22 protein-coding genes and 1 pseudogene are annotated in these 25,226 nt (G+C 60.1%); 11 read left to right on the forward strand and 12 right to left on the reverse strand.

Annotation, left to right across the window (positions count from 1 at the left end):
• Positions 1–135: 135 nt before the first annotated feature.
• Positions 136–255 (forward strand): annotated as a pseudogene (locus UB23_RS30730) (DUF2388 domain-containing protein); the annotation flags it as partial.
• A gap of 75 nt (positions 256–330) precedes the next feature.
• Here the strand turns inward: UB23_RS30730 and UB23_RS12100 are convergent.
• Positions 331–1,497 carry an MFS transporter gene (locus tag UB23_RS12100; RefSeq protein ID WP_045059544.1) on the reverse strand — a complete coding sequence of 389 codons (1,167 nt, stop codon included), beginning with the start codon at positions 1,495–1,497 and terminating at the stop codon, positions 331–333.
• A gap of 94 nt (positions 1,498–1,591) precedes the next feature.
• Here UB23_RS12100 and UB23_RS12105 point away from each other — a divergent pair, with 94 nt between their 5' ends.
• On the forward strand, positions 1,592–2,485 hold the full coding sequence (locus UB23_RS12105) for a LysR family transcriptional regulator (RefSeq protein WP_045059545.1): 894 nt from the start codon (positions 1,592–1,594) through the stop codon (positions 2,483–2,485).
• Between the two features lie 357 nt (positions 2,486–2,842).
• Here UB23_RS12105 and UB23_RS12110 read toward each other — a convergent pair whose 3' ends face one another.
• The 5 genes from UB23_RS12110 to UB23_RS12130 all read right to left on the reverse strand — a co-directional run bounded on the left by UB23_RS12110 (position 2,843) and on the right by UB23_RS12130 (position 7,477).
• The gene (locus UB23_RS12110; protein ID WP_045059546.1) at positions 2,843–3,301 is read right to left on the reverse strand and encodes a glycine zipper 2TM domain-containing protein; all 459 of its coding nucleotides are present in this window, start codon (positions 3,299–3,301) and stop codon (positions 2,843–2,845) included.
• Positions 3,302–3,315: 14 nt separating this feature from the next.
• Positions 3,316–3,741, reverse strand: a complete 426-nt coding sequence (locus UB23_RS12115; RefSeq protein WP_045059547.1) for a hypothetical protein — start codon at positions 3,739–3,741, stop codon at positions 3,316–3,318.
• A gap of 62 nt (positions 3,742–3,803) precedes the next feature.
• Complete coding sequence (locus tag UB23_RS12120) at positions 3,804–4,481, reverse strand: DUF3313 domain-containing protein (protein ID WP_045059548.1); 678 nt, start codon at positions 4,479–4,481, stop codon at positions 3,804–3,806.
• Between the two features lie 42 nt (positions 4,482–4,523).
• Positions 4,524–5,792: an OmpP1/FadL family transporter gene (locus tag UB23_RS12125; RefSeq protein ID WP_045059549.1), complete on the reverse strand. Its 1,269-nt coding sequence runs from the start codon at positions 5,790–5,792 to the stop codon at positions 4,524–4,526.
• Positions 5,793–5,860: 68 nt separating this feature from the next.
• Complete coding sequence (locus UB23_RS12130; protein ID WP_045059550.1) at positions 5,861–7,477, reverse strand: arylsulfatase; 1,617 nt, start codon at positions 7,475–7,477, stop codon at positions 5,861–5,863.
• Positions 7,478–7,753: 276 nt separating this feature from the next.
• Between UB23_RS12130 and UB23_RS12135 the strand changes: the two genes are divergently transcribed.
• The 5 genes from UB23_RS12135 to UB23_RS12155 all read left to right on the forward strand — a co-directional run bounded on the left by UB23_RS12135 (position 7,754) and on the right by UB23_RS12155 (position 12,064).
• Positions 7,754–8,572: a DUF2092 domain-containing protein gene (locus UB23_RS12135; RefSeq protein ID WP_045059551.1), complete on the forward strand. Its 819-nt coding sequence runs from the start codon at positions 7,754–7,756 to the stop codon at positions 8,570–8,572.
• 16 nt (positions 8,573–8,588) lie between these two features.
• Positions 8,589–9,404, forward strand: coding sequence for a hypothetical protein (locus UB23_RS28490; RefSeq protein ID WP_082069172.1), 816 nt, complete (start codon positions 8,589–8,591; stop codon positions 9,402–9,404).
• Positions 9,405–9,456: 52 nt separating this feature from the next.
• Positions 9,457–10,479 (forward strand): HAD family hydrolase, encoded by a 1,023-nt coding sequence (locus tag UB23_RS12145; RefSeq protein WP_236695854.1) that lies wholly within the window; start codon positions 9,457–9,459, stop codon positions 10,477–10,479.
• Between the two features lie 102 nt (positions 10,480–10,581).
• Positions 10,582–11,160 carry a hypothetical protein gene (locus UB23_RS12150; protein WP_045059611.1) on the forward strand — a complete coding sequence of 193 codons (579 nt, stop codon included), beginning with the start codon at positions 10,582–10,584 and terminating at the stop codon, positions 11,158–11,160.
• A gap of 142 nt (positions 11,161–11,302) precedes the next feature.
• Complete coding sequence (locus UB23_RS12155) at positions 11,303–12,064, forward strand: hypothetical protein (RefSeq protein WP_045059612.1); 762 nt, start codon at positions 11,303–11,305, stop codon at positions 12,062–12,064.
• 72 nt (positions 12,065–12,136) lie between these two features.
• On the opposite strand, the gene UB23_RS12160 is transcribed toward UB23_RS12155, so the two are convergent.
• The 6 genes from UB23_RS12160 to UB23_RS12185 form a co-directional block, all read right to left on the reverse strand.
• Positions 12,137–12,940, reverse strand: a complete 804-nt coding sequence (locus UB23_RS12160) for a glycosyltransferase family 2 protein (protein WP_045059554.1) — start codon at positions 12,938–12,940, stop codon at positions 12,137–12,139.
• Between the two features lie 204 nt (positions 12,941–13,144).
• A complete protein-coding gene (locus tag UB23_RS12165; RefSeq protein WP_045059555.1) occupies positions 13,145–14,731 on the reverse strand; it encodes a class I adenylate-forming enzyme family protein in 1,587 nt (528 codons plus the stop codon).
• A gap of 39 nt (positions 14,732–14,770) precedes the next feature.
• On the reverse strand, positions 14,771–15,547 hold the full coding sequence (locus UB23_RS12170) for an SDR family NAD(P)-dependent oxidoreductase (protein ID WP_045059556.1): 777 nt from the start codon (positions 15,545–15,547) through the stop codon (positions 14,771–14,773).
• A 72-nt stretch (positions 15,548–15,619) separates the two neighbouring features.
• Positions 15,620–16,777, reverse strand: coding sequence for an acyl-CoA dehydrogenase family protein (locus tag UB23_RS12175; protein WP_045059557.1), 1,158 nt, complete (start codon positions 16,775–16,777; stop codon positions 15,620–15,622).
• Positions 16,778–16,788: 11 nt separating this feature from the next.
• On the reverse strand, positions 16,789–18,036 hold the full coding sequence (locus UB23_RS12180) for a thiolase family protein (protein WP_045059558.1): 1,248 nt from the start codon (positions 18,034–18,036) through the stop codon (positions 16,789–16,791).
• 31 nt (positions 18,037–18,067) lie between these two features.
• Positions 18,068–18,853, reverse strand: a complete 786-nt coding sequence (locus tag UB23_RS12185) for an enoyl-CoA hydratase/isomerase family protein (protein ID WP_045059559.1) — start codon at positions 18,851–18,853, stop codon at positions 18,068–18,070.
• A gap of 317 nt (positions 18,854–19,170) precedes the next feature.
• Between UB23_RS12185 and UB23_RS12190 the strand changes: the two genes are divergently transcribed.
• The 4 genes from UB23_RS12190 to UB23_RS12205 all read left to right on the forward strand — a co-directional run bounded on the left by UB23_RS12190 (position 19,171) and on the right by UB23_RS12205 (position 25,130).
• Positions 19,171–21,222 (forward strand): alkyl/aryl-sulfatase, encoded by a 2,052-nt coding sequence (locus UB23_RS12190; protein ID WP_052672988.1) that lies wholly within the window; start codon positions 19,171–19,173, stop codon positions 21,220–21,222.
• Positions 21,223–21,232: 10 nt separating this feature from the next.
• Positions 21,233–22,696 (forward strand): coniferyl aldehyde dehydrogenase, encoded by a 1,464-nt coding sequence (locus tag UB23_RS12195; protein ID WP_052672989.1) that lies wholly within the window; start codon positions 21,233–21,235, stop codon positions 22,694–22,696.
• 106 nt (positions 22,697–22,802) lie between these two features.
• Complete coding sequence (locus UB23_RS12200; RefSeq protein WP_052672990.1) at positions 22,803–24,575, forward strand: arylsulfatase; 1,773 nt, start codon at positions 22,803–22,805, stop codon at positions 24,573–24,575.
• Positions 24,576–24,578: 3 nt separating this feature from the next.
• A complete protein-coding gene (locus tag UB23_RS12205) occupies positions 24,579–25,130 on the forward strand; it encodes a DUF2889 domain-containing protein (RefSeq protein ID WP_045059616.1) in 552 nt (183 codons plus the stop codon).
• Positions 25,131–25,226 lie beyond the last annotated feature (96 nt).

Below are 25,226 nucleotides of genomic sequence, written 5' to 3' on the forward strand. Positions count from 1 at the left end.
ATCTGCTCCAGGGTTAGCGACCGCTTGGGTGCATCTTCCACGCGTTTTTTCACGACCACCGGAGTCTCTACGTAGCTAACAAGGAACCCAAACGCCCTCAGCGCAGCAAAGCCTGACGCATAGGCGTTCGTAGGGTCCGATGGCAATGTCCGTGGAACGTATTTTGAGCAGGCGCTGGTGCGTTTGCGCGGTGGTGCAAACATGGCTCACGCCAGTGATGCGCCGATCGCCGAGGCCGTGACTGCGCTTAAGTGACGGCACATTGAGCGACCGCTTTTGGCCGCTAGTCGTCATTCATCAAGGGTGACGAACAGCCCCCTCACATCATCGTCACACCACCGCAGCTGCAATCGATTTGGAACGCCAAGCAAACGCCAACACCATCAGCAGCCCCAGACCCGCCATTGCCGCTCCGGCCAGGGAAATCGCCGGATAACCCAGCCCGGCATTGATCACCGCGCCCCCGAGCGCCGCACCGATCGCGTTGCCGAAATTGAAGGCACCGATGTTCATCGCCGAGGCCAGGTTGGGCGCGTCCTTGGCAGCCTCCATGACGCGCATCTGCAGCGGCGGCACCAGGGCGAAGCTGGCGATACCCCATATCAGGATGGCAACGGCGGTCGGCAGCGGCCAACGCATCAGTACGGTGAACGCCAGCAAGACGAGAATCAGCACGCTCAGCGAAACGATCAGGGTGCGATCTATCGAGCGGTCAGCGGCCTTGCCGCCCCACATGTTGCCCAGCGTCAACCCTACACCGAATAGCACCAGCATGGCGGTGATGTAGGCGGTGGACGCATGGGTCTCGCTGCTGAGGATCGGCGCGATGTAGGTGAAGACGGTAAACATTGCACTCGAGCCGACTACGGTCAGGGCCAACGCCCCCAGCACCGGGCCACGGCCCAGTACCCGAATCTCGGCCAATACACTGACGCCTCGCGGCGCCTGCAGGTTGGGCAAGGCGAACCACAAGGCGGCCATGGCCGCCACGCCGAGACCGGTAATACCCCAGAATGCGGTGCGCCAGCCGAACAGTTCGCCAAACCAGGCGGCCAGCGGCACACCGCCGATGGTCGCCAAGGTCAGGCCCATGAACATTGCCGCAACCGCCCCGGCACGTTTCTCCGGGGCGACTACGCTGGCGGCGACAATGGCACCAACGCCAAAGAACGCACCGTGGTTCAGTGAGGTCACCACTCTGGCGACCATGAGGCTGTAGTAATCGGTGGCCAGGGCTGACATCAGATTGCCCAGGGTGAAAATCGCCATGAGTCCGATCAGCAGATAGCGCCGGGGAATTCTGCCGGTGGTCAGGGTCATCAGCGGCGCTCCGAGCAATACACCCAAGGCGTAAGCACTGACCAACAGACCTGCGGCGGGAATGGAAACGCCGAGATCCGCAGCGATGCCCGGCAACATGCCCATGGGGGCGAACTCGGTAACGCCAATGCCAAAGGCACCAATGGCGAGTGCGACAAGTGGTGGATTGATACGCATGGAAGGCTCCTTATCTATGCCGCCAATGCTACGATCCAAGCTTTTAAGGCGCTAGACGTCATTTCTGGCAATAACCTTTGCTTAAGGAGCACAAATGGACTTCAGCGGCAGGTCAGGAGAAATGGACGTGTTCGCCACCGTGGCGCAGGAAGGCAGCCTATCGGCCGCCGCGCGGGCCTTGGGGCTCACACCTTCGGCAGTCAGTCGGATCATCGCGCGTACCGAGCAACGTCTTGGCACCCGCCTGCTGTTGCGCACCACCCGAGCGATCACCTTCACCGCCGAGGGCGAGGCTTTCCTGCGCGGCGCCCGACGTATCCTGGCCGACATGGCCGAGGTCGAAGAAGCCATCGCCGATCAGGGCGTACCCAGGGGGCGATTGCGGGTCAGTGCCGCCCTTGGCCATGGGAGGCTGGCCATCGTTCCCTTGGTGGCAGCATTCAGTGCCCGTTACCCGAACATCGTCGTCGACCTCACCCTCGGCGACGAAGTGGTCGACATTCTCGGCGGGCAGGCCGACGTCGCGGTGCGCTTTGGCCATCTGCCCGACAGCCCGCTGACCGCGCGCAGGATCGGCGACACCGGCCAGGTAGTGGTGGCATCGCCCGAGTATCTGCAGCGCCATGGCATCCCCCAGGAACCGGAAGACCTGCTACAGCACAACTGCCTGCGCTTCAACTTCCGGCGTGCCGAACCCAACTGGCCGTTCATCCGCGATGGGAAAGAGTTTTCCCTAAAAGTCAGCGGCAACATCGAATGCAGCAGTGGTGAAGCGTTGGCACAACTCGCGCGAGTAGGTGCCGGCATTGCGCGTATCGGCGAGTTCAGCGTAAGCGAGGATCTGCAGCACGGTGATCTGATACCGCTGCTGGAAGCCTGGAACCCCGGCGACCAGGAACCGATTCATGCGGTGTTCGTAGGTGGCTCGGCAATGCCGGCGCGGGTGCGGTTGTTCGTGGACTTCTTGCTGGAACATCACCGGATGTAAGCGGAGGGGTAAGCTGATATTTCCGGGTACTTGGATTACGGCGAATCGGATGTTGGAACAGATTGAGCCGCGGTAATTTGATGTCGGATCGAAAGATCGCAGCCTCGTTGCACTCGACAGCTCCTACAGGGGCTGGGTTGGACGCATTTGTCCGATCGCTCGCCAGCCCAGATATCAGCGATATATCTACGTCGGGTCTCACGCAGCTCAAGTATTGTAGCGTCCTGGCATGGCTCTCCCTGTTCAAGACCACCGCCGGGAAGTCCCAGTAATTACCGGGCTTCGCCGGGCGAAGGAGCTTTGCTTCGAAGCGCGATTTCACATCGACTTTTGTCACGGCAACCCTCCGTGTGAACCCTAGCCACCTTGCGGTACCACCCGCGCGTCATTACCCGACCCCTGGATGTACACCTTCATGCCTTTGCTCAAGGACGAATTGATCGGCTGAGTCACCGATACCAGCACGCCGCTTCTTACCCGCACGATGATCTGCTGCGCCTCTACCGGCTGATCGTATTTTTTCTTCTCGGCGTAATTACCGCCGACCGCACCGGCAAGCGCGCCGGCTACCATGGCGACATCGCGGCCGGTACCGCGACCGATCAGGCTGCCTATGCCCAGACCGCCAAGGCCGCCAAGTACGGCGCCGACACCGCTGTCGTGGTTGGTCTGCATCTGCGTCAAGGAAATCTGCTCGATGGTCCCCGAGCGAATCTCGACCTCACCGGCACCACCGTCGGTGGAGCTCACGGCGGAGCAGGCACTGATGAGCACTGCCATTAACGTCAGCGTCAGCCAGGAATGGATTGCTTTCATTTGCGTGCACCTCGTTATTGATAGCGTATGGCAATCGCTTTGAGCTTGCGGCCCTGGATCGTTTCGATGTCGCGGCTCCACAGGGGGCCTGACACGTAAGCTGCGACGGGCTGGATATTGTCGTACACGACGACTGCCGCGTTTGCGCCGAGGGTGGCGGCTTGTTCACGCAGTTTCTGTTCGACCTGGGTGATGGGCGGCGCAGGGTCGACACTGGCATCGATCATGATTTCGCCCAGGCGCACATGTGGCCGGGTGGGCTCGGTACGCAGTACCTGAACTTCGCTGGCCAGCGTCGGTGCCGGGTGCTCCACGCCGACATAAGCCGTGGTTTGCGCATCGACGGTGGCGCACGCCGTGAGAGCGAGCGCGCAGGCGATCAATGCTGCGCCCAAGAGGGGGCGGTATACGCTGGACAATCCTGGTGATGGAGGCAGCATGTCGAATGTCCTCTGATTGAAAGGGATTCAATCACCAACCGAAGTCGGTGATTGCGCACTGGCTAGCTGCGGATGAAGGCCCATAGATCGGCGCTGACTTTGTCGATCGCTGCCTTGAAGTCCTTGGCGGTGATTTGCTGGCTGGCATTGGACAGTTGGCTGCCGGCCACCTTACGCACCACTTTGGCCACCGTCTGATTGTTGCTTGGGTCGATGAACTCGGCTTCGATGAACAGGTTGGTGTCCTGGTCGCGATGGCCGGTCGCCGCTTGCGCCGCCCCGACCACGGCGGCTACCGGAACGACTTCATACCACTTCATCCCTTCATTGGAAGCGCTTACCCCGGTAATGGCCGCACGCAGAATCAGGGGTTTTGAGCCGCGAGGGGCTTTGGCCTCGCTGGACACCACACGGTATTTCTGGCCCAGCACTCCACTGGCTTTGTCGCTCATGTAGTTGCGGATGTCATTGAGCGTCTGCTGGTTGACTCGCTCATCGGGTTTCGGTGCCGGATAGAGCTCCAACCCGTTGAACACGACCGTGTCGTAAGCATTGGCATTCCACGAAGGACTCACCCAGCGCATCGCTTTCTCACCGGTGGTGGTGGTCACTTGCTGCAGGTTGTTGTAGTTGGACAGGTAACCGGAATACTGCTCGCGCTCGGTAACCTGGGACGTGCAACCGCTGAGCAGGACAACGCTCAGTGCGCTGCCGATCAGCATTTTTTGTGAAAAATTCATGGTGCGGTGCTCCGTGGATTAAGTCGTTTTTTATATGGGCAATCAGAAACGCCAAGTCATGTTTCCGGTCACGGCTTGAATCCAGGCGCTGTCGAATTGACCGGAGATTCGATCACCTGAGAGGGATTTGGTCTGGTCCACCGGCATGTCGCCCAGCCAGACCAAGGCCCAGCTGAGGTTGATGTCAGTATCTTTGTTCAGCGCATAGGTGGCCCCCGTCGCCAGGCGCCAGGATTCGGCCATGGGTACGGTGACGGTGCGGTCATTATCCGAAACCGCGCTGCTGTCGTAAGCCACGCCCAGATTCCACAACAGTTGCTCGGTGGCCTGGTACTGCGCGCCGAGTGCCAGTTGCCAGGTGTCTTTGTAGTTGGCGTCGATGGTGGTCGATTGCGTACCGGCTACCGCCGTGTCGACCTGAACGCCGACATCGCCGAACTCGGACCAGTCCTGCCAATTGACCGAAGCGAGCAGGGCCCACTGCCGGTCCAGTTGCTGGAACAGGCTCAGGGTGACGGTTTGCGGCACCGTCATGTCGAGTTGGGTATTGAGGCCATTCAAGCGATTCAGCGCGAGGCCGTTGCCTTTGACGTCCAGCCCGTCCTCGAAGTCCAGGTCGACCTTGCTGGTGTAGGTTACGCCGATGCGCGTGCCGGGTTGCGGGGCGTAGATCACACCGACATTGGCGCCGAAACCCCAGTCCTCATCCTTGTATTTGAACTGGCCGTCGCCACGGTCGGTGAGGCCCAACGGTGAGCGGTCGATCGCAGTCTGCGCCTGAATCTTGCCGTACATGGCTTTGACGCCGACACCTACCGACCATTGCTCATCGAAGCGATACGCCACGCTGGGCACCATCGATAAGCCGAGCAGGCTGGAATTTTGCGCGAAGTAGCGTCCGGACCAATCATTGTCGTAGTTGACGGCAAGGCCGAAGTCGCCGTACTGGCCAAAGCCCACGCTCCAGTGGTCGTCGAGTTGATGGGTGATGAAGAAGCTGCCGCCGGGAATGGGGTCGAGGCCATTGCCACTGCCGCTGCCGGCGACATTAGTGTCGTTGTCGCGATCAAATTTGAGATTGCCGTACAGCACCTGCAAACCGCCGGTGATCTGCGTGCCTGGCAGGTAACTCATGCCTGCCGGGTTGCTGGCAATCGTTGAAGGGCCCTGGGCCCGGGCGGCGGCACCGGCGTTGGCCAGGCCGGCGTTATCGGTGCCGATTTCGTAAAGCATGATGCCGCCGCCAAAAGCCTGCTGGCAGCACAGCACCAGCAAGGGGAGGGCGGAAACCACTGCGGGTTTTATCTGCATGGACTTTTCCCTATGACTGTCAGGAAAACGGGTGGCTCATGACAGCCACCCGCGATCAGCCTGAAGAGCTACTTGCCCATGGCCGCCCGAGCGGCCTCAATCTTGGCCTTGACCGCCTCGAGGTTGAAGCTCGCGCCTTTTTGCATCGGCGGATATTCAACCGCGGTCATTGCCAGCTTGCCGACTTGATCCTGCACGAACACGAAGCGCCAGAACTGGTACTTGAACCATTCGAAGTAGGACAGCGAGCCGTTGGCCGTCAGGTTCTCGGACCAGCCCATGCGCTCGAACGGATCGAGCCGCAGATTGGTCAGCACCGGCATGTCTGGTTGTTCCTTGGCGCCGAGCCAACCGCCAGGCTGATTGATAAAGCGGTACTTGAAGTCATCGATGCGGATCGCGCCGAGAGTACTTTCACCAAAGTAGAAAATCTCATGGCGATTCGACGGACCTTTGCCGGTAATCATGGGCGTCTGGGCATAACCGTCCAGGTGAACCTTATAGGTGGTGTCGCCCAGTTGTTTGCCCTTGAGCAGCTCTTGCGCGATGTTCGGGTTGCCCGCCGCCGCGACGAAGGTCGGGAACCAGTCCATCCCCGACATGATGCCGTTGCCGATCGTGTTGGCCGGCACCTGACCAGGCCAGCGAACAATGGCCGGAACCCGGAAGCCACCTTCCATCACTGTGCCTTTGCCCATGGCGAACGGGGTCGTGCCGCCGTCTGGCCAGGTGAAGTTTTCCGCGCCGTTGTCGGTAGTGAAGACCACAATGGTGTTGTCATCCATGCCTTCTTTTTTCAGTTTGGCCATGACTTCGCCGACGATATCGTCCAGCTGCGCCATGCCGGCTTCCTGCTCGGACCAGCCGTTTTCCGAATTACGCAGTTTTTCGTATTTTTCGGAAAGGTGCGTGACGATATGCATCCTGGTCGGGTTGAGCCACAGGAAGAAGGGTTTGTTGTCTTGCTTGGCCTTGTCGACGAAGGCAAAGGCCTTGTCGCGGATTTCGTCGTCGACGGTTTTCATCCGTTCCGGATAGAGCGTACCGGCGTCTTCGATCTTCTGTTTACCGACCTTGCCCCAGCGCGGCATCTCGGTGGCGTCATCCGTGGTGGTGGCCCAGCTGTGGACCATGTTGCGCGGGCCGAATTTTTCCAGTTGATCCTGCGGGTAGTTGGGGTGCGCTGGGTCTTCCATGGCATCGAGGTGATAGAGGTAGCCAAAGAACTCGTCAAAGCCGTGAACGGTAGGCAGGAACTGGTTGAGGTCACCCAGGTGATTCTTGCCGAACTGGCCGGTGGCGTACCCCATGGATTTGAGGGCGGTGGCGATGGTGACCGCTTCTTTGGGAATCCCGATCGGTGAACCCGCCTGGCCCACTGTGGTCATGCCAGTACGGATCGGCAGCTCGCCGGTAATGAAGTTGGCGCGACCCGCCGTGCAACTGGCCTCGGCGTAGTAGTCGGTAAAACGCATGCCTTCAGCGGCAAGCTGGTCGAGGTTCGGCGTCCGACCGGCCATCATGCCCTGGTTGTAGACGCCGATGTTGGACCAGCCAATGTCATCGCCCATGATCACGACAATGTTCGGAGGTGGCTTGTCGGCTGCCTGCGTCACGGCCGGTAGAATCATTGCAGACAACAGTAAGGGAATAGCGAACATCAAGGATAGCTTCGTCCGGTTCATGTCGAAATCCTGCGAACTTGCGTTAGCACCATTAGGACAGCCCCCCGGCCATCCAGAAAATTGGGATCCCCCGCGAAAGAGCGTAGGTATGAATTTTGAAATATCCAGTAATTAATTGGCCGTCGGATGTCCGTTGTTTCACAGGGTTTACAGAGGCGTCAGCGATTCGAATGGCGATCGTCATAAAACCGGAATCTGCTGCTTAATTTAGTCCGCTTGCTGCTAAATCCGTTGCTACGCTTTAAAACCTGACTGGCTCTCTGCGGAGAACAAAAGATGTCGCACCTATTGCAGCGTGTCCGATTGTTCTCTCTTAGTTTGATCATGGGAGCGATTGCCGTTCCCTTGCAGGCGGCCCAACCCGCTGCCGTTGATGCGCCGACCAATCAGTTGGAGCCCAAGGCACTGGAGATTCTGAAGGCCATGAGCGTCAAGCTGGCCGGCACCCAGGGTATGAGCTTCACCGCCATTACTACCTATGAGAAACCCAGTCGACTCGGGCCACCCTTGGCTTACAACACGGTAGCGCTGGTCAATGTGCAGCGGCCCGACCGCCTGCGCGTGCTGACCTCGGGCGATGGTCCGGCGACCGAGTTTTACTATGACGGCAAGCAGGCCTATGCCTTCGAGCCCAAGCAAAATCTGCTGGCGCAGGCAGACGCGCCGCCTACCATAGATGCAACCCTTGAGGCCGCGTACCAACGTGCAGCCATCTACTTTCCCTTTACCGATGTGATCGTCACCGATCCCTATAAGGATCTGGCGCGGGACATGCGACTGGCGTTTTTCATTGGTCAGTCGACGGTGGTCGGCGATACGACTACGGATGTGATTGCCTACGCCAACGACGTCGTATTCGTCCAGGCCTGGATCGGCACACAGGACAAGTTGCCCCGCATGCTGCGTGCGGTGTTCCGTGATGACCCGACCCAGTCCCGGCATCAGGTCGCCTTCAGTGACTGGAAACTTGAATCTGCGCTGACGGCGGACTTCTTCAAACCCGAGCATGCCGAGACGGCGCACCGGATCGAGTTTTCTCCACCGCCGGACCTGCGAGCCCCGGACGGGGTTAAAGAACCGGTGACAAAACCCTGAGCGAGGAGGCTGAACCATGAACAGATCTATCGTGACGTTCGCAGGCCTGTTGGTCGCGTTGCTCAGTTGTAATCAAGCGGTGGCCTGGTCGCATGCTTCCAGCTTCGGGCGCTCATCCGGCGGTGGCGGCTCGTGGAGCCACTCCGGAGAGTACGGCTCTGCTTCAGGCGGTGGTGGCAGCTGGAGTGGCGAAAGCAATCGCGGCGGATCGGCTTCAGGCGGTGGCGGCAGCTGGAGCGGCTCAGGTTATCGCGGCGGCTCGGCTTCCGGTGGCGGGGGCAGCTGGAGTGGCAAGGCTGAAAACGGCGGAACAGCCTCCGGCGGCGAGGGATCATGGCATGGGACTGGCGCCGAAGGCGGCACGGCTTCCGGTGGGGGAGGTGCATGGCACGCCCAAGGCGAATATGGCGCAAGCGCCAGCGGCTATCACGCGGACGGGTATGGCACCACGGCCTACCATCCAGCGACGTACGGCACCAGCTACTACCATCCACCGACCGCCGTTTATGCCAGCAGCGGCTGCTACAACTGTGGTTATAACAATGACGTGAATCCCGCCGCCGCGGCAGCTGTAGGGATGGTGGCCGGTGCCGCTATCGCGACAGCGGCCAATAACAATGCCACCAACAATGCCTACGGCGCAGGTTACAACGCAGGGATGACGGCGTCCGCGCCGTCGACAATGCCCATGGGGACAACCTTTGTCAGTCTTCCCACGGGATGCGGGCTCAGAACCGTGTCTAGCCGTACTTACTATCAATGTGGAAATTCGTGGGTAAAACCTGCGTACGGTGCCAATGGTGTGTTCTATACCGTGGTGCCAATGCCGTAGGAGAAGCCGGATACGGCGCTATGGTTCCTTTACCTCCATGAGAGGATTCAGCATGACTGTAACTGCAGTGTTTGCTCGCTTACGCCATACCTGTCTGATCGGGGTGCTGCTGTTCGCGGGCGCTGGTGTCCATGCCGAACCGTTGCCTTCCTGGAATGAGGGGGCCGCCAAGCAAGCAATCATCCACTTCGTGAAGGTCACAACAACCGAAGGTGGCGCAGAGTTTGTACCAGTGTCAGAACGCATCGCGACGTTCGATCAGGATGGCACCTTGTGGGTTGAACAACCGGTTTACTCATTGCTGATGTATTGCCTCGAACAGGTGCCCGCGCTGGTCAAGGCCAAGCCTGCGCTAGCAGAGGTGGAACCCTTCAAAACAGTCATGTCCGGCAACCGTGAAGCGCTTACCAAACTCACGTTGCCCGACATCGTCAAAATTGCCGCTGCTACGCTGACGGGAATGTCCGAGGACGCGTTTGAGGCGCAGGCCAAAGAATGGTTGGCGAAAGCGCGCGATCCCCGTTGGAAGCGTCCGTACACCGAACTTGCTTACCTGCCGATGCAGGAAGTACTGAGTTATCTGCGCGAGAACGGCTACAAAACCTACATCGTGACCGGGGGCGGACAGGATTTTACTCGCGTCTATTCGGAGCAGGTATATGGCATTCCCCCGGAGCAGGTTATCGGCACAGCCGGCACCACCTCCTACGGGTACGATGCGAATGGCAAACCCCAACTGATCAAGGAACCCAAGTTGCTCCTCAACAACAATGACGTCGGAAAACCCGAAGGTATCCATTTGATGATCGGGCGCCGCCCTCAGGCAGCATTCGGCAACTCCACAGGCGATCAGCAAATGCTGGAGTACGCCAGCGCGGGTAAGGGGGCTCGCCTGGCCATGTTGCTGCTGCACGACGATAAGGAGCGAGAGTACGCCTATGGGCCCGCGCAGGGATTACCGGACAGCAAAGTAGGCACGTTCCCCCAGTCCCTGTATGACCAGGCAGAAAAGCAGGGTTGGACGATCATAAAAATGAAAACTGACTGGAAGCGTGTCTTCGCGTTCGAGCCTTGATGGATAACGGCGCGGGAACACTATCGATTCGTTGGTCAATACTCCAGCGAAATGGATTGCAAGTGTGCAATCCGCCTGGACTTTATAGATAGGGGAAAGCCGGTGAAACTACACTTACTGACTAAAGCAATTACGCTGACTACCTTGCTGTCGGTCGCCAGCTTCAGCGCCATTGCCGCGGATATTCCGTTAGCCGCCGAGGTGCTGAAGGATCGGATGGTGACCAAGGTCCTGGCGGTTGATGCTGCCAAACATCAGGTCGTCCTTGAAGGCCCCGAAGGTAGGCAGGTCCATGTACAACTGACAGATAGGGCCAAAGACCTGGGCAACCTCAAGGTAGGTGACAGTGTCAGCGTCGAAGTTACTCATGCGGTAGCGGCTTACCTCGACACAGATGTGGACAAGGGGCTGCCAGAGAATAGCGAAACCGTCGGCGATATTCGCGCCACCCCAAACAATCCGAATCCCGGAGGCGAGGCTTACCGCCAGGTGCGGGTCCAGTTAAAAATTACCCACATCGACCTCGATAAAAAACAGTTGACCTTCGAAAACCCTGCCGGACAGTCCAAGGTCATTGATATCGAAAGACCTGAAATCCAGGCGAAATTGAAGGACCTGAAGGTAGGTCAGAGTATCCGGGTTACCTACACCGATATTCTAAAAGTCACTAGCCAGCATTAAAGTTTCTGGTTAAGCGGTTATCGCGAGGTGCCCTCACACAAGAGGGCACTGATCGATAGCGGTTGATTCCATCGGGAGTTGAAGCATGCTGGTGCATCAACCGAAATACCTTCTGCTCAGTTGCAGTCTGTGCCTGGCTCCGATGGGACTGGCCCTCGCCGAGGATTCTGCTGAGCTGGCCAAAAAGGCGCTCAATCCGATTGCCGCGATGTACAGCCTGCCGATCCAGTACACCTGGGACCAGAAGATGGGGCCGACGGGTGAGGGCATGCACAGCGTGACCAACATTCAGCCGGTGTTGCCCTTCGAACTGAACAGTGAATGGAACCTGATTTCACGGACGATTTTGCCGGTGATTGACCAACATGGCCTGGCGCCGAATGGCGTAGCGGACAAATCCGGCATCGGCGACGTTACCCAGAGCTTTTTCTTCTCGCCCAAGGCGCCTACGGCCAGTGGCTGGATTCTGGGCGGCGGACCGGCGCTGCTGATTCCCACCGGCAGCGATGCACTGCTGAGCAGTCGCCAATGGGGATTGGGGCCCACGGTTGTGGCCTTGAAGCAATCCAACGGCTGGACCCGAGGCATCCTGGCCAATCATATCTGGAGTCTGGACGGAGAGGGCTCCAATGGCGCGCAAAAGGTCAACCAGACGTTCCTGCAACCGTTCCTGTCGTACACCACGTCCACCTACACCACCTTCGGGGTCAACACCGAGTCGGTTTACAACTGGCAGTCCCGGGAGTGGGCCGTGCCGGTGAATGTGACGGTCACTCAACTGCTGAAGGTCGCAGGGCAGCCACTGACCCTTCAGGTCGGCCCACGTTACTGGGCCGAAAGCCCGGAAGACGGCGCCAGAGGCTGGGGCGTACGGGCGGCTGTGACGTTTCTGTTTCCCAAGTGACCCACAAGCTTGAGTGGGGCGACTTGAGTCAGGTCCTCCCGAAGTGCGCACGTTGATGAGGTTGGTCTGTGCTTATTGCGCAAAGCCGGTTTTGCCGATGCGTTTGAGCATGTCGTTATACATTTTGCTGCGGCGGTGGGTGTTTTCGTAGCCGCCGGCGGCAGCGACTGTGCCGGCCTGGATGTGGTCCAGGTACTTGAATATCGTTCCGGGCGAAATGAATTCGACGGTGTATCCCATCTCGACCATGCGGTCTTGCAGCGTGTACCCAGGCACACGATCATCCAGCTGGAAATGCAGATCATGCTGCTTCATCAGCCCACAGTTCCACAGGGTGCAAAAACTCTTCAGGTGGACTTCACGCCAAGGCTTCGGGTCTTTGGAGCGCAGCCCCAAGGTTTGTTTCAGGCGGCGGTAATGGTGTTTGTACAGCCGCGAAGCATAACGCCATGAAGACCTGATCACCCCGCGATCCAGTTGCTCGACACAGCCTGCGGCCGCGACCTGCGGATTGTTGATGCATTTGCTCAACATCATGTCGAACACGGATTCATCGTAGATGAAGGTGTCGGTGTGCAGCAGGAACAGGTAGTCGGTTGTAACGCTGGCCAGGGCCATGTCGAGCGCTCTGCCATGCGCCATATGGCCCGCTTCCGGGCCGGCTGACTTGCGTTCGATCAGGTTGATCCAGTTCAGCGAGCGCAGGTACTGGACGCTCTCATCTGCGGAGTCGTTGTCAACGACCCAGACCGGGATATTTCGGTGCCCCACGTGTTTATATAAAAGGTCGAGGCAGGCTTTGGTGATGTCGAGTGTTTTGTAATTAACCAGAACAATGCTGAAAGGTGGGTTCGTGCTGTCCGAAAAATGCTTCATAACCTGAATGCCCAGTTATTGTTTGCGCTTGGTTTGTGCAGCGGTGTGAGTGGGCGCGAGAGTAATTAAGCGACCTTAAGTGAAACTTAATCTCGCCGGGTTCCAGCCAAAAACGCCGGCATGCGCTGATGTTGGAACCTGGTTGAGGGGGGTGAAACAGGCGGTGCAACCGGCAGAGGACCGCCTGCCGGCGCACGCCGGCTATCAGCTGATCTTGCGCGTAGACCCCTCCCAGTATTTCTCCCGTACCTGGCGACGCAGGACCTTGCCGACAACGGACGTTGGCAGCTCTTCAACAAACACCAGGGATTTGGGCGCCTTGTAGCCCCCCAGTCGAGCGCGGGTCTGCGCGATCAGCTCTTCGCAAGTAACCGTTTCCCCTTGGCGCAAGATCACTTCGGCATGCACCGCTTCGCCCCATTCAGGGTGTGGAATGCCAATGACGGCGGCCATCAGCACCGACGGGTGCGCCGCCAGCGCAGCTTCGACCTCCACCGCATACACGTTGAAGCCGCCGCTGATGATCATGTCCTTCAGACGGTCAACGATGTACAGGTAGCCACTAGCATCGATGTAGCCCAGGTCACCGGACTTCCATGCACCATCGTCAAACTCGGCCGCCGTGGCCTCCGGATTCTCGTAGTAACCCTTGATGATGGCTTTGCAGCGAATGCGAATTTCGCCGGTCTCACCAACGGGCAGCGGATTGCCATCCGGGTCGGCGATAAACACTTCCACACCGGGGGTCGGCTGGCCAGCGGATGACAAGTGTTGCAGGGCGGCGGCATCACCGGGTTGATGAGCAGCCTTGCCGAGGGCAGCGATGATCATCGGCGATTCGGTGGCGGCGTAACCCTGGACGAAGATCTGCCCGAAGCAGGCGACCAGTTCACCAAGCTTGTCCGGGCTCATCGGCGCAGCGCCGTATATCAGCGTGGTCAGCGACGAGAAGTCTTTCGGATCTGCCCGCTGCAGTTCCAACAAGCGATACAGCACGGTCGGTACCAGGAACGAGTGGGTGACGCGCTCGCTTTCGACTATTTGACGCCAGTTTTCCATGTCCAGCTGGTTCAGGGTGATGTTGGTGCCACCACCGAAAACGGTGGGGAAGAACAGCATCAGTGTGCCGTGGGACAACGGCGAGACGTGCAGCAGCCGCGTCATGCTCGACAGGCCCAGATCCGTATTGATAAACGCCGCGTCGCGACAGGCCATCCAGTTGTCGATCGAATACATCGCGCACTTGCCCTTGCCGGTGGTGCCACCGGTAAAGCGCAACATGCAAATGTGTTGGTCGGTATCGAGCGTCACGTCGTTATCGAGATCCGACGCCGCTTCTACCAGTGGCCAGAAGGTGTGCACGCCGGGCAGGGTAGCTTGCTCGTCGGTGGGCAGGTCCATCACCACGATCTCGCAATTGCGGCTGCGCAGCATGCCGTAGTAGCTATCCAGCAAGCGGGTTTCCAGAAACACCACCCGTGGTTTGACGAGGTCGATCTGCCGCGCGTGCTCGTCGAGCGGGTCGCGCAGGTTGGTCATGACCACCGTGCCTTCCTGCTTGAAGGTGCTGGGAAACATCATCAGGCTGAGGTTGTCGTTTTCCAGGATCAGCATGAAGCGCTCGCCCGCCCGCATTTCGAACTTCGAGCGCAGGACATCGGCGATGCGGTTGGTCAGCAGGTGATATTGATCGTAGGTGTACCGCCGATTGCGCTCGACGTTGACGATCGCCTCATGATCGCGGTGGCGCAGCGCGAGCAAGCGCATGATCCGGCAAAAATTCATTTTCATGGTGAGTTGCTCTAGTGGCTCAAGAAGACCGCAACGCGTTTAGCGGGCACGCATGCGCGAGGCGGCATCGAGACGGATGGTCTCGCCGTTGACGTAGGCGTTTTCAATCAGGAAGGCGCAGCAATGAGCGAACTCGCGCATGTCACCCAGGCGTTTGGGCGCTTCCATTTGCTCCTTGAGCGAGTTCAGGACTTTCTCGTCCAGGCCCGCGACCATGGTGGTCAGGAACAGGCCCGGTGCGATGGCGTTGACCCGCACCCCGATGGCGCCCAATTCACGCGCGGCGGGCATGTTCATGCCGATCACGCCAGCCTTGGTGGCCGCGTACGCACACTGGCCGACCTGGCCTTCGTAGGCGGCGCCGGACGACACGTTGATCACCACGCCGCGCTCTTCGCCGGCTTCTGCTTCGTTGTTGGCCATGTGCTCGGCGCACTTGGACATGACGTTGAATACACCATTGAGGTTGATCGAGGTGGCCAGGGCGAATTTCGACAGCGGCGCTGCCTTGCCTTCCTTGCCCAGCACCTTGAAGCCGTTCGGTACGGCAGCGCCGTTGATGCAGACGTGAATAGCGCCGAACTTCGCGACCACAGCATTGACCGCGTTTTGTACCGAGGTTTCATCGCTGACATCGGTTTGCACGAACATCGCCCGGTCCGCGCCAATCTCGGCCACGGCCTTTTCGCCGGCTTCGATGTTCAGGTCGAAAATCGCCACTTTGGCGGCTTTTTCGCCCGCCATGTAATGCGCCGTAGCCAGGCCCAGGCCTGAAGCGCCGCCGGTGATCACGATGACTTTGTCTTGAATACGCATGAGTGTGTCCTTGTTCGCTGCCCGGCTCGACGGAGCCGGGTTGTTATTGTTAGAGATGGAACAGGCGGCTGATCAGAACGCATTGACCCCGGTCAGGGCGCGGCCAATGATCAGTTGCTGGATCTGCGTGGTGCCTTCCGGAATCGGCACGATGATCGCTTCTCGGGCGAGTTTCTCGACCAGGAAGTCGGTGGTGACACCCGCGCCGCCGTGAATCTGTACCGCCTGGCGGGCAATGGTCACCGCGGCTTCACAGGCGAAATACTTGGCCATGGCGGCTTCCATTTCGGCCGGGATACCGGCACCGATCATCTCGGCGGCGCGGTAGGTCAGCAGGCGGGCGGCGTCGACGTTGGTGGCCATCTCGGCGAGCATTGCGGAGATCAACTGGTGGCCGGCGATCAACTTGCCGTGTTGCTTGCGTTCCTTGGCATAACGCACCGCTTCTTCCAGCGCGCGACGGCCGATGCCCAGGCCTTGAGCCGCTACAAACACCCGCGAACGCTCGAAGAACGACAGGGTGTTTTTCAGTGCCTGGCCTTCGCCGCCGATGATGTTGCTGGCCGGAACGCGCACGTCGTTGAGGAAGATCTGCGCGGTGGACTGGCTGTTCCAGGCCATCTTGTGGATGTTCTGCACTTCATACGGGTGTTCTTTGCGGTCGAGCAGGAAGTGGGTCAGGCCCTTGCGCGGGTCATCGCCAGTGCGGCAGGTGCAGATCAAAAAGTCTGAGTAAGAGCCGTTGCTGATCCAGGTTTTCTCGCCGGTGATGATGTAGTCATCACCGTCGCGGCGTGCGCGGGTCTTGATTTCCAGCACATTGGAGCCGACGTCCGGTTCCGAGATGCCGACGCTGACGAACGAGTCGCCGCTGATCAGGCCCGGCAAATAACGCTCGCGCAGGTGATCGGGGGCGAGCTTTTCCAGCATCTGCGCGCCGAAGGAGTTGATCACCACGGGTGTCGACAGGTCTACGGAGCAGGCCGCGACCTCTTCGAACAACATGGTCATGGTAGGCCAGTCCAGGCCCAGGCCGCCGTTGGCTTCGCTGACCGCGCCGGAGACCATGCCGAACTCGGAGAGCTGGCGCATGATCTCGGCCATTTTCTCTTTGGGCATGAATTTATCGCGGTATTCCTTGTTGAATACCGGGTCGATCTTGTCGGCCAGGAAACGACGGAAACTCTCGACCGCTTCGAGTTGTTCCGGGGTGCGCATGACGTGTCCCATGAGGGTTCTCCTTAAATTTTCTTGTTGGCGAGAATGTTGACGGCGACCACGGCTTCTTCGATGCCGAACAGCCCGCCGCCGTTTTCCTGGATGGCGATGCGCGCACCTTCGACCTGGCGCTTGCCGGCCTCACCGCGCAGTTGCGTGACCAGCTCATGGATTTGCCCTAGACCGGTAGCGCCGATTGGGTGGCCCTTGGATTCGAGGCCGCCGGACGGGTTGATTGGCATGCGGCCACCGACGGTGAAATCACCGCGCTCGGCCGCCGGGCCGCCTTCGCCAAAGGGCACCAGCATCAGCGATTCGGCGTTGAGGATTTCGCCGATGGCAGAGGCGTCGTGTACTTCGGCGACGTCCACGTCCGATGGGGCGATGCCGGCGTGGGCATAGGCTTTTTTTGCCGCCAGGTGCGCGACGATTTTTTCCGGCTCATCCAGGCGTCGGTCGGTGCCGGTCTGCACCACGCTGGCCAGCACGCGAACGGCGCGGTCGCCGGCGTTTTTCAGGCGCTTGAGGCCCTCGGCGTTGCACAGCAGCACAGCGGCGGCGCCGTCGCTGATCGGCGAGCACATGAGGGTGGTCAGCGGGTAACAGATAGGGGGCGAGGCCAGTACCTCGTCAATGCTGAATGCCTGCCGGAACTGCGAGAGGGGGTTGTGCACCGAATGCTGGTGGTTTTTCGCCGCGACGGCGGCGATCTGCCGCTGCGTAGTGCCGTAACGCATCATGTGGTTGCGACAAATCGCGGCATACACGTCCATGAAAATGCTATACGGACGCTCGGAGACGGTGCCTGGCGGCGGTTCGATGCCTTCGCCCATGGCCAGCAGCAGGTGCTTGTTGGCCTCTACGGTAGAGACGTCCCAGCCGCCGTCGAACACGGCGAACATTTTGGCTTTGTCCGGGACATTCATCTTCTCGGCACCGACTGCCAGGGCGATATCGCACTGACCTGCGCGTAACGCCAGCGTGGCGAGGTTGAACGCCGAGGAACCGGAGGCGCAGGCGTTTTCCACCGAAAATACCGGTACGCCTTCAATGCCGAGGCGGCGCATGGCGATCGGGCCGGGGATGCCGGTCTGGCCCTGCAACATGCCGTTGGTCATGGTGCTGTAGTACACCGAGCCGATGTCGGCGTTGGTCGCGCCAGCGTCCTGCAATGCCAGGCCGACTGCTTCGCCGACCATGTCGTACACGCTGCGCTCCAGCAAGCGGCCAAACGGCGTCATGCCGACGCCCACTACGTAAATATCGTTCATTGTCTGTTCCTGATAGAAACGCAATTGGGGCCTAGCGGCCCTTGAAATTCGGCGCGCGTTTTTCGCCGAAGGCTTGCAGGCCTTCCTGGAAATCGGCGGTGCGCAGGTGTTGACGCAGCATCACCTGCTCGTGCTGCAGGGCGTCGTCCCGGGACTTGTCTGCCGAGGCACGGGCCACTTCCTTCATGCGGCGCAGGGCAATCGGGCTTTTCTTCGCGATCTGATTGGCCAGTATCAGGGCCGCATCGGCGAGTTCGGCGTCGGCGTGAACTTCGCACACCAGGCCGTAGCCCTTCATTTCCTTGGCCGAGAGGGATTTTCCGGTCATCAGCAAGTACATCGCGATGTTCAATGGAATCAGGCGTGGCAACACTGCCGCGCCGCCGGCACCGGGGTAGACGCCGAAATTGGCGTGGGCATCGGCGAGGGTCGCGGTGTGCGCCGCCACCACTATGTCCGCGCACATCGCCAGTTCCAGACCACCGGCCATGGTCACGCCATTCAGGGCGGCGATGACTGGTTTGGGGAAGTTGCGCAGTTGACCGAACACCAGGTTGGCACGGTCAAGAAAGTCTGCTTCGCCGGCGGGCAGGCTGCTGCCGGCCAGGACTTCTTTCAAATCGGCGCCGGCGCAGAAGGCCGGGCCATTGCCGGTGAGGATCACCACCCGCAATTCGTCGTTGCCGGCGATGTCGTTGAGGCAGCGCTCGAGCTCGGCGAGGGTCGCCAGGTTCAGCGCGTTCATGGCCCGTGGCCGGTTGAGCGTGAGGCGCGCCACCGGGCCAACGATTTCATACAGCAGGACATCTTCACTCATCACAACTCCCCTTTATTGTTAGTCGCGTAGTTGGCGTAGTCGATGAGCCGATAGTAGGAATGCGCACGGGGCGGTCGCAGGTCATTGCAACGAAAGCGGTGGTCCGCAGGGTAGGGGGAGGCGCAAACCAAGCCCCCCCTGTAGGAGCTGCCGCAGGCTGCGATCTTTTGATCTTAAAAAAAAGGAATCGTATAGCCTGCGTCGGCGCCTGCAGGCCTGTGAAGACAGATGAATTGATTGAGAAGACCGGCACGTCGGGCGCTCTTGCTTGCACCATCGAAACGGTATTCGAATAACAATCAATGAGAGACCGTGCGATGAAGAAAATCCGTGTAGTGCTGACAGTGTCAGTGCTGGCCGCCAGCATTGTCGGGGCGCTGCAATGGTCGCGAGGGCAAACCGGGGTTCAGGTGCAAGCCGCCGAAACCAGCGCCGGGCAGGGTGGTGCGAAAGTGGCGACGGCAGCGACCATTGCCGTCAACGCCAATACGGCGCACAACATGCCCCCCGTCGACCACGATGTGGAAGCCGATATCCAGCACGGCTTCATTGCCAGCCTCCCCGATGCCGAAACCACCGCTGCCGATGGTCACGTCGTCTACAGCCTCAAAGGCTATGAATTCCTCGACAACCCCGATGCGCCTGCAACGGTCAACCCGAGCCTGTGGCAGCAGGCACGAAAAAGCATGGCCAACGGCCTGTTCAAGGTCACCGACGGCTTTTATCAGGTGCGCGGCCTGGACCTGACCAACATGACCATCATCGAAGGCGAGACCGGCCTGATTATTGTCGACTGCAACCTGGCCACCGAGGTGGCGCGTGCCTCCCTTGAGCTGTATTACCAGCATCGGCCCCGCAAACCCGTGGTGGCAGTGCTCTACAACCACAGCCATGTCGATCACTTCGCGGGGATTCGCGGCATCGTCGATGAGGCGGATGTGAAGTCGGGCAAAGTGCAGATCATCGCCCCGGCAGGCTTCATGGCAACGGCGGTCGCCGAGAACGTCATGGCCGGCAACGCCATGAGCCGCCGCGCCGAGTACCAGTTCGGTACGACCTTGCCGCGCAGCGCCCAGGGCCAGATCGACCTGGGGGGCGCCAAGGCGCTGTCCAACGGCACCATCACCTTGATCCCGCCGACCATCGAGCTCAGTCAACCGGTGCAGACGCTGACCATCGATGGCGTGGAAATCGTCAACATGCTCACACCGGGCACCGAGGCGCCGGCCGAGTTCATCCACTATTTTCCGCAATTCAAGGTGCTCGATACGGGCGAACTGGCGCTGCCGACCCAGCATCAATTGCTGACGTTGCGCGGCGCAACCATTCGCGATGGCCTGGCCTGGTCGAAGTACCTGAACGAAGCACTGCATCAGTTCGCGCCAGGTGCCGACATCCTGGTGGGGCAGCACGGTTGGCCGGTGTTCGGGCATGAGCGCGTGGTTAACTATCTGTCCAAACAGCGGGATATGTACAAGTGGCTGCACGACCAGTCGTTGCGGCTGATCAACAAAGGTTACAAGCCGGTCGAGATCGCCGAGTACATGCGCAGTCACGTCCCGGCAAGCCTTGCCAATGAAACCTTCACCCATGGTTTCTATGGTTCGGTGCAGCGCAACTCCAAGGCGGTGTACCAGCAATACATGGGTTGGTATGACGCCAATCCGGCGAATATGGATGCCTTGTCCGACGTAGATTACGGCAAGAAGTTCGTGGCCTATGGCGGCGGTGCCGACGCTGTTCTGGCCCGTGCGCGCAACGATTTCGCCCAGGGTGAATACCGTTGGGTGGCGCAGGCGATGAGTCATCTGGTTTTCGCCGAACCAGACAACAGCGCGGCGCGTGAACTGGCCGCTGATGCCCTGGAGCAGTTGGGATACCAGGCCGAATCGGCGGTTGAGCGCAATAGCTACCTGGCGGCCGCCATGGAGCACCGCAGCGGTGGCAAGACGCTCGCCTCGCCGTTGCGCACGGCCAGCCCCGACATGCTTCGGGCGCTGACCCTCGACAATATTTTCGATTACCTGGGTGTGCGCCTGAAGGCCGCGGATGTCGAGGGCAAGCACATTGTCCTCAACTGGAACTTCACGGACGTCGGCCCCTCGGGCACGCGCTACATGCTCAATCTGGAAAACTCGGCGCTGACCTACATCGCCGATTACAACGCCGAAAAAGCCGATGCCACCCTGACCCTGACGCGCGAGACGCTCAATGCGATTCTGGCGGAGACAGTGTCGCCGATCGAGGCGGTGTTCAAAGGCGATCTGAAAATCGACGGCAGCAAGCTCGCTGTCTACCAGGTGCTGGGCGCGCTGGACAAATTCTCTCCGGACTTTGAGCTGGTCGGGCCCAATCCGCCTGCACAATAGGAGCCGTACCATGCACTCTGCGTTGCACGACAACGAAAACGACACCCAGACCACGGCCAATGCCGCGATTGACGGCGTCCGAGCGGTGCTGGCCCGGCAGCAGGCGGCATCCCGGATTGAGGGGCCGCCTTCGGCCGGGTTGCGAATCGAGCGCATCAACCGGGTCATCAAATTGTTGGTCGATCACCAGCAGCGACTGTGTGAAGCGCTGGCCCAGGACTTTACCTGGCGCAGCCATGACCAATCGCTGATGGCCGATGTGTTGTTGCCGATCCGCGGGCTCCAATATGCCCGTGATCATGTTCGCCGCTGGATGCGCCCAGAGCGCCGCAAAGCCGAACTGGGCGGTGGCTGGCTGGGCGCGAGGGCGCACATTCACTATCAGCCCCTGGGCACCATCGGCATCATTTCGCCGTGGAATTTCCCGATAGCGATCGCTCTGGGGCCACTGGCCGAAGCGCTGGCGGCGGGGAATCGCGCCATCATCCTGTTCTCCGACCAGTCACCGGCCACCGCGGGTCTGTTGATCGAATTGCTCGCCGAGCAGTTCGATGACAGCGAAGTGGCGGGGGTTGTCGGCGGTGCCGAGTTGGGCGCGGGGTTTTCCGCGATGCCGCTCGATCATCTGGTGTTTACCGGCAGCCCACGGGTCGGGCGGTTGGTGATGCGCGCTGCGGCGCAAAACCTGACGCCGCTGACTCTTGAGCTGGGCGGCAAGTCGCCGACCATCATCGGGCGCGGTGCCAACCTGGAAAACGCCGCCCGACGAATCTGGGGTGGCAAGGGTGTCAGCGCCGGCCAGGCCTGCATCGCGCCGGACTATGTGTTTGTGCATGAAGATGACTGTGAACGCCTGTTGAGCTGCATGCAGGTCGAACTGCGGCGGATGTTCCCCACGCTGCTGGACAATCCGGACTACACGGCGATGGCGACGCCGGCGCAGTACCGGCGCATGCAAGCCTGCCTGCAAGATGCCCGTGAGCGATGCGTGCGCGTGATCGAGGTCAATCCGGGGGGAGAGGACTTGAGCGCTTCGCGCAAGATCGCGCCGACTCTGCTGGTTGATCCGCCGGACACCTCGCTGGCGATGCAGGAAGAAGTGTTCGGCCCGTTGCTGCCGATTCGCGGTTATCGCCACATCAATGAGGTGCTCGACTACATCAATGCTCATCCCCGGCCATTGGCGTTGTACTACTTCGGCGCAGACCGCGCCGAAGCCCGGCATGTGCTGGAGCGCACCCATTCCGGTGGTGCCTGCATCAACGAAGTCATGCAGCACCTGTTCCAGACTGATTTGCCCTTTGGAGGCTGTGGCCACTCGGGCTTCGGTCGGTATCGCGGCGGGTATGGATTCAAGGCGTTCAGTCTGGAGCGTTCGGTATTCACGCCGCCGCGCTGGGATGTCATGGGGCTGCTGCGGCCGCCATATGGCAGGCTTTTTCGCCGGGTGGTCGGCGCTCTGTTGAAACCTTGAATCAAGGGATCGCAGCCTGCGGCAGCTCCTACATGGAATGCGATCCCCTGTAGGAGCGGCCGAAGGCTGCGATCTCTTGATCTTCACCGCACAAAGGATTTCGTGAATGATCCCGTTGAAACCGCTTGTTCTGGCGATGGTGTGTTTCGCCTTCGGCACTCACGCTTTCGCCGCCCCCAAACGCCCGAACATCGTCGTACTGGTCGCCGACGACTGGGGCTATAGCGATGTCGGCGCCTTCGGCAGTGAAATCTCCACGCCGAATATCGACACCCTGGCGCGTGAGGGCGTGCGCTTTTCCGACTTCCATGTCACCGCCTCGTGCTCGCCGACGCGCTCGATGCTGCTGACTGGCGTCGACAATCATCGCAACGGCGTCGGCAACATGCCGGAAACCATGCCTGACGAACACCTGGGCAAACCCGGCTACAGCGGCGTTCTCAACGACAACGCAATCACCGTCGCCAGCCTGCTCAAGGACGGCGGTTATCACACCTACATCACCGGCAAATGGCATCTGGGTAAAACCCCGGACACCTTGCCTGGCAATCGTGGCTTCGAGCGATCATTCATCCAGGCCGACAGCGGCTCGGACAATTGGCAAGAACGGCCCTATGTGCCGCTCTACGACAAGGCCGCCTGGTTCGAGAATGGCCAGCCAGCCCATCTGCCCAAGGACTATTACTCCTCGACGTTCATCGTCGACAAGGCAATGGACTACATCGCCGCAGACCGCCACGACGGCAAACCGTTTTTCGCCTACCTGGGTTTTCAGGCCAATCACGTGCCGGTCCAGGCACCCAGGGAGGTCATCGACAAATACCGCGGTCGCTATGATGAAGGCTGGACGGCGTTGCGCACCGCGCGTCGCGACCGGGCGGTGGAGCTGGGGCTGATTCCAGCGGGCGTCGGCCTGCAGACCATGGCCAGCACCGCGGACTGGAATGCGCTGGACGAACAGGAAAAACGCTACGAAGCGCGGCGCATGGAGGTCTATGCCGGCATGGCCGAAACCATGGACCAGGAAATCGGCCGTTTCATTGCCCACCTCAAAGCCAACGGCGAGTACGACAACACGGTATTCGTATTCCTGTCCGATAACGGCAGCGAGCCGACTGATCCTTACGCGATACCGGCCATCCGCTTGTGGCTGGAGATGAACTACACCCGCCAGCTGGAGCGTCTGGGCAGCAAGGGCGCGTTCACCAGCATCGGCCCGAGTTGGGCCAGCGCCGCCGCTTCGCCGTTCAGCGGTTACAAGTTCTTTGCCGGCGAAGGCGGGTTGCGCACGCCGTTAATCGTTGCTGGCGTGCCCGACATGCAGGCCAACCACATCGCCAAAGCCTTCACCCATGTCACCGACATAGTCCCGACCTTGTTGGAGGTGGCCGGCGTTTCGGCGCACAACGGTGAGTACAAGGGGCAAGCCGTGGAGCCGATGATTGGCAGCAGCCTGGTGCCTGTGCTGCAAGGCATGGCTGAGCGCGTGCATCCAGCTGACCAGGCCATCGGTTATGAGCTCTCAGGCAGCGCAGCCCTGTTCAAGGGTGACTACAAACTGGTGAAAAGCCTGAAACCGGTGGGTGACGAACAGTGGCACCTCTTCAACATAGTTGCCGACCCCGGCGAAACGGTCGATTTGCAGGCCCAGATGCCGGAGCGCTTCCAAAGCATGCAGGCCGACTACGCCGATTACGCCCGCGCCAACGGTGTGCTGCCGATGCCCGTCGGTTATGACTACATGCACCAGGGGCAGATGTATGCCCTCAAACACGTGGTGATCCCCAAGCTTAAAGCGGTCGCACCGCCAGTCGGGGTGGTCGTCGGGTTGCTGGTCGGTGTTTGGGTATGGCGCCGTCGGCGCAAGAGGGGGGCTTGAGTGATGATTGATGAAGTGGACGAGTGGGGTCGTCGCCTGATCCACCGGCGCACGGTGCAATGCCAGGGTTTTTTGCGTGCCGACGGATTGTGGGATATCGAAGGCCGGCTCAGCGACAGCAAGACGCACCCGGTGACTTTGGCTGAAGGGCGGACAGTAGCGGCGGGGCAGATCTATCACGGCATGTTGATTCGTCTGACCCTGGACGATGATTTTTTTGTGCGTGAGGTGCAAGTGGGCATGCCGGACGTTCCCACCAGCGAATGCCGTGGCGCGGCAGCGGCGTATCAGCAACTGCTCGGCGAGCAAATCGGTCCGGGGTTCTCGCGACGCATCAAGACCCTGTTTGGCGGAATCGGCGGCTGCGTGCATTTGACCGAATTGCTGCTGCCGATCGCCACCACAGCGTTCCAGACCATTCCAATGGCACGTGCGATGGTAGCGCCCCGCACGGCGCAGGATACCGAGGCGTATCGCAACGCCACCGGCAAACTGATCAATACCTGTCATGCGTTGCGCGAAGACAGCCCCGTTGCCATTTTCCTGAAAAAATAGGTATTCAAAAGCAAGATCAAAAGATCGCAGCCTTCGGCAGCTCCTACCTTGGATGGTGTTTGTGTCGGGGCTGTGTCGGCGTTGTGTAGGAGCTGC

It is taken from the genome of Pseudomonas sp. ES3-33 (assembly GCF_000952175.1).
GTDB lineage: Bacteria > Pseudomonadota > Gammaproteobacteria > Pseudomonadales > Pseudomonadaceae > Aquipseudomonas > Aquipseudomonas gregormendelii.

Coding starts and splice junctions, on each gene's coding strand:
- UB23_RS12160 (WP_045059554.1), bottom strand. CDS start 12,940: ATGAAGCATTTTTCGGACAGCACGAACCCACCTTTCAGCATTGTTCTG.
- UB23_RS12125 (WP_045059549.1), bottom strand. CDS start 5,792: ATGCAGATAAAACCCGCAGTGGTTTCCGCCCTCCCCTTGCTGGTGCTG.
- UB23_RS12120 (WP_045059548.1), bottom strand. CDS start 4,481: ATGAATTTTTCACAAAAAATGCTGATCGGCAGCGCACTGAGCGTTGTC.
- UB23_RS28490 (WP_082069172.1), top strand. CDS start 8,589: ATGAACAGATCTATCGTGACGTTCGCAGGCCTGTTGGTCGCGTTGCTC.
- UB23_RS12195 (WP_052672989.1), top strand. CDS start 21,233: ATGCACTCTGCGTTGCACGACAACGAAAACGACACCCAGACCACGGCC.
- UB23_RS12155 (WP_045059612.1), top strand. CDS start 11,303: ATGGGACTGGCCCTCGCCGAGGATTCTGCTGAGCTGGCCAAAAAGGCG.
- UB23_RS12170 (WP_045059556.1), bottom strand. CDS start 15,547: ATGCGTATTCAAGACAAAGTCATCGTGATCACCGGCGGCGCTTCAGGC.
- UB23_RS12135 (WP_045059551.1), top strand. CDS start 7,754: ATGTCGCACCTATTGCAGCGTGTCCGATTGTTCTCTCTTAGTTTGATC.
- UB23_RS12100 (WP_045059544.1), bottom strand. CDS start 1,497: ATGCGTATCAATCCACCACTTGTCGCACTCGCCATTGGTGCCTTTGGC.
- UB23_RS12165 (WP_045059555.1), bottom strand. CDS start 14,731: ATGAAAATGAATTTTTGCCGGATCATGCGCTTGCTCGCGCTGCGCCAC.
- UB23_RS12190 (WP_052672988.1), top strand. CDS start 19,171: ATGAAGAAAATCCGTGTAGTGCTGACAGTGTCAGTGCTGGCCGCCAGC.
- UB23_RS12200 (WP_052672990.1), top strand. CDS start 22,803: ATGATCCCGTTGAAACCGCTTGTTCTGGCGATGGTGTGTTTCGCCTTC.
- UB23_RS12115 (WP_045059547.1), bottom strand. CDS start 3,741: ATGCTGCCTCCATCACCAGGATTGTCCAGCGTATACCGCCCCCTCTTG.
- UB23_RS12175 (WP_045059557.1), bottom strand. CDS start 16,777: ATGGGACACGTCATGCGCACCCCGGAACAACTCGAAGCGGTCGAGAGT.
- UB23_RS12205 (WP_045059616.1), top strand. CDS start 24,579: ATGATTGATGAAGTGGACGAGTGGGGTCGTCGCCTGATCCACCGGCGC.
- UB23_RS12180 (WP_045059558.1), bottom strand. CDS start 18,036: ATGAACGATATTTACGTAGTGGGCGTCGGCATGACGCCGTTTGGCCGC.
- UB23_RS12110 (WP_045059546.1), bottom strand. CDS start 3,301: ATGAAAGCAATCCATTCCTGGCTGACGCTGACGTTAATGGCAGTGCTC.
- UB23_RS12145 (WP_236695854.1), top strand. CDS start 9,457: ATGACTGTAACTGCAGTGTTTGCTCGCTTACGCCATACCTGTCTGATC.
- UB23_RS12185 (WP_045059559.1), bottom strand. CDS start 18,853: ATGAGTGAAGATGTCCTGCTGTATGAAATCGTTGGCCCGGTGGCGCGC.
- UB23_RS12130 (WP_045059550.1), bottom strand. CDS start 7,477: ATGAACCGGACGAAGCTATCCTTGATGTTCGCTATTCCCTTACTGTTG.
- UB23_RS12105 (WP_045059545.1), top strand. CDS start 1,592: ATGGACTTCAGCGGCAGGTCAGGAGAAATGGACGTGTTCGCCACCGTG.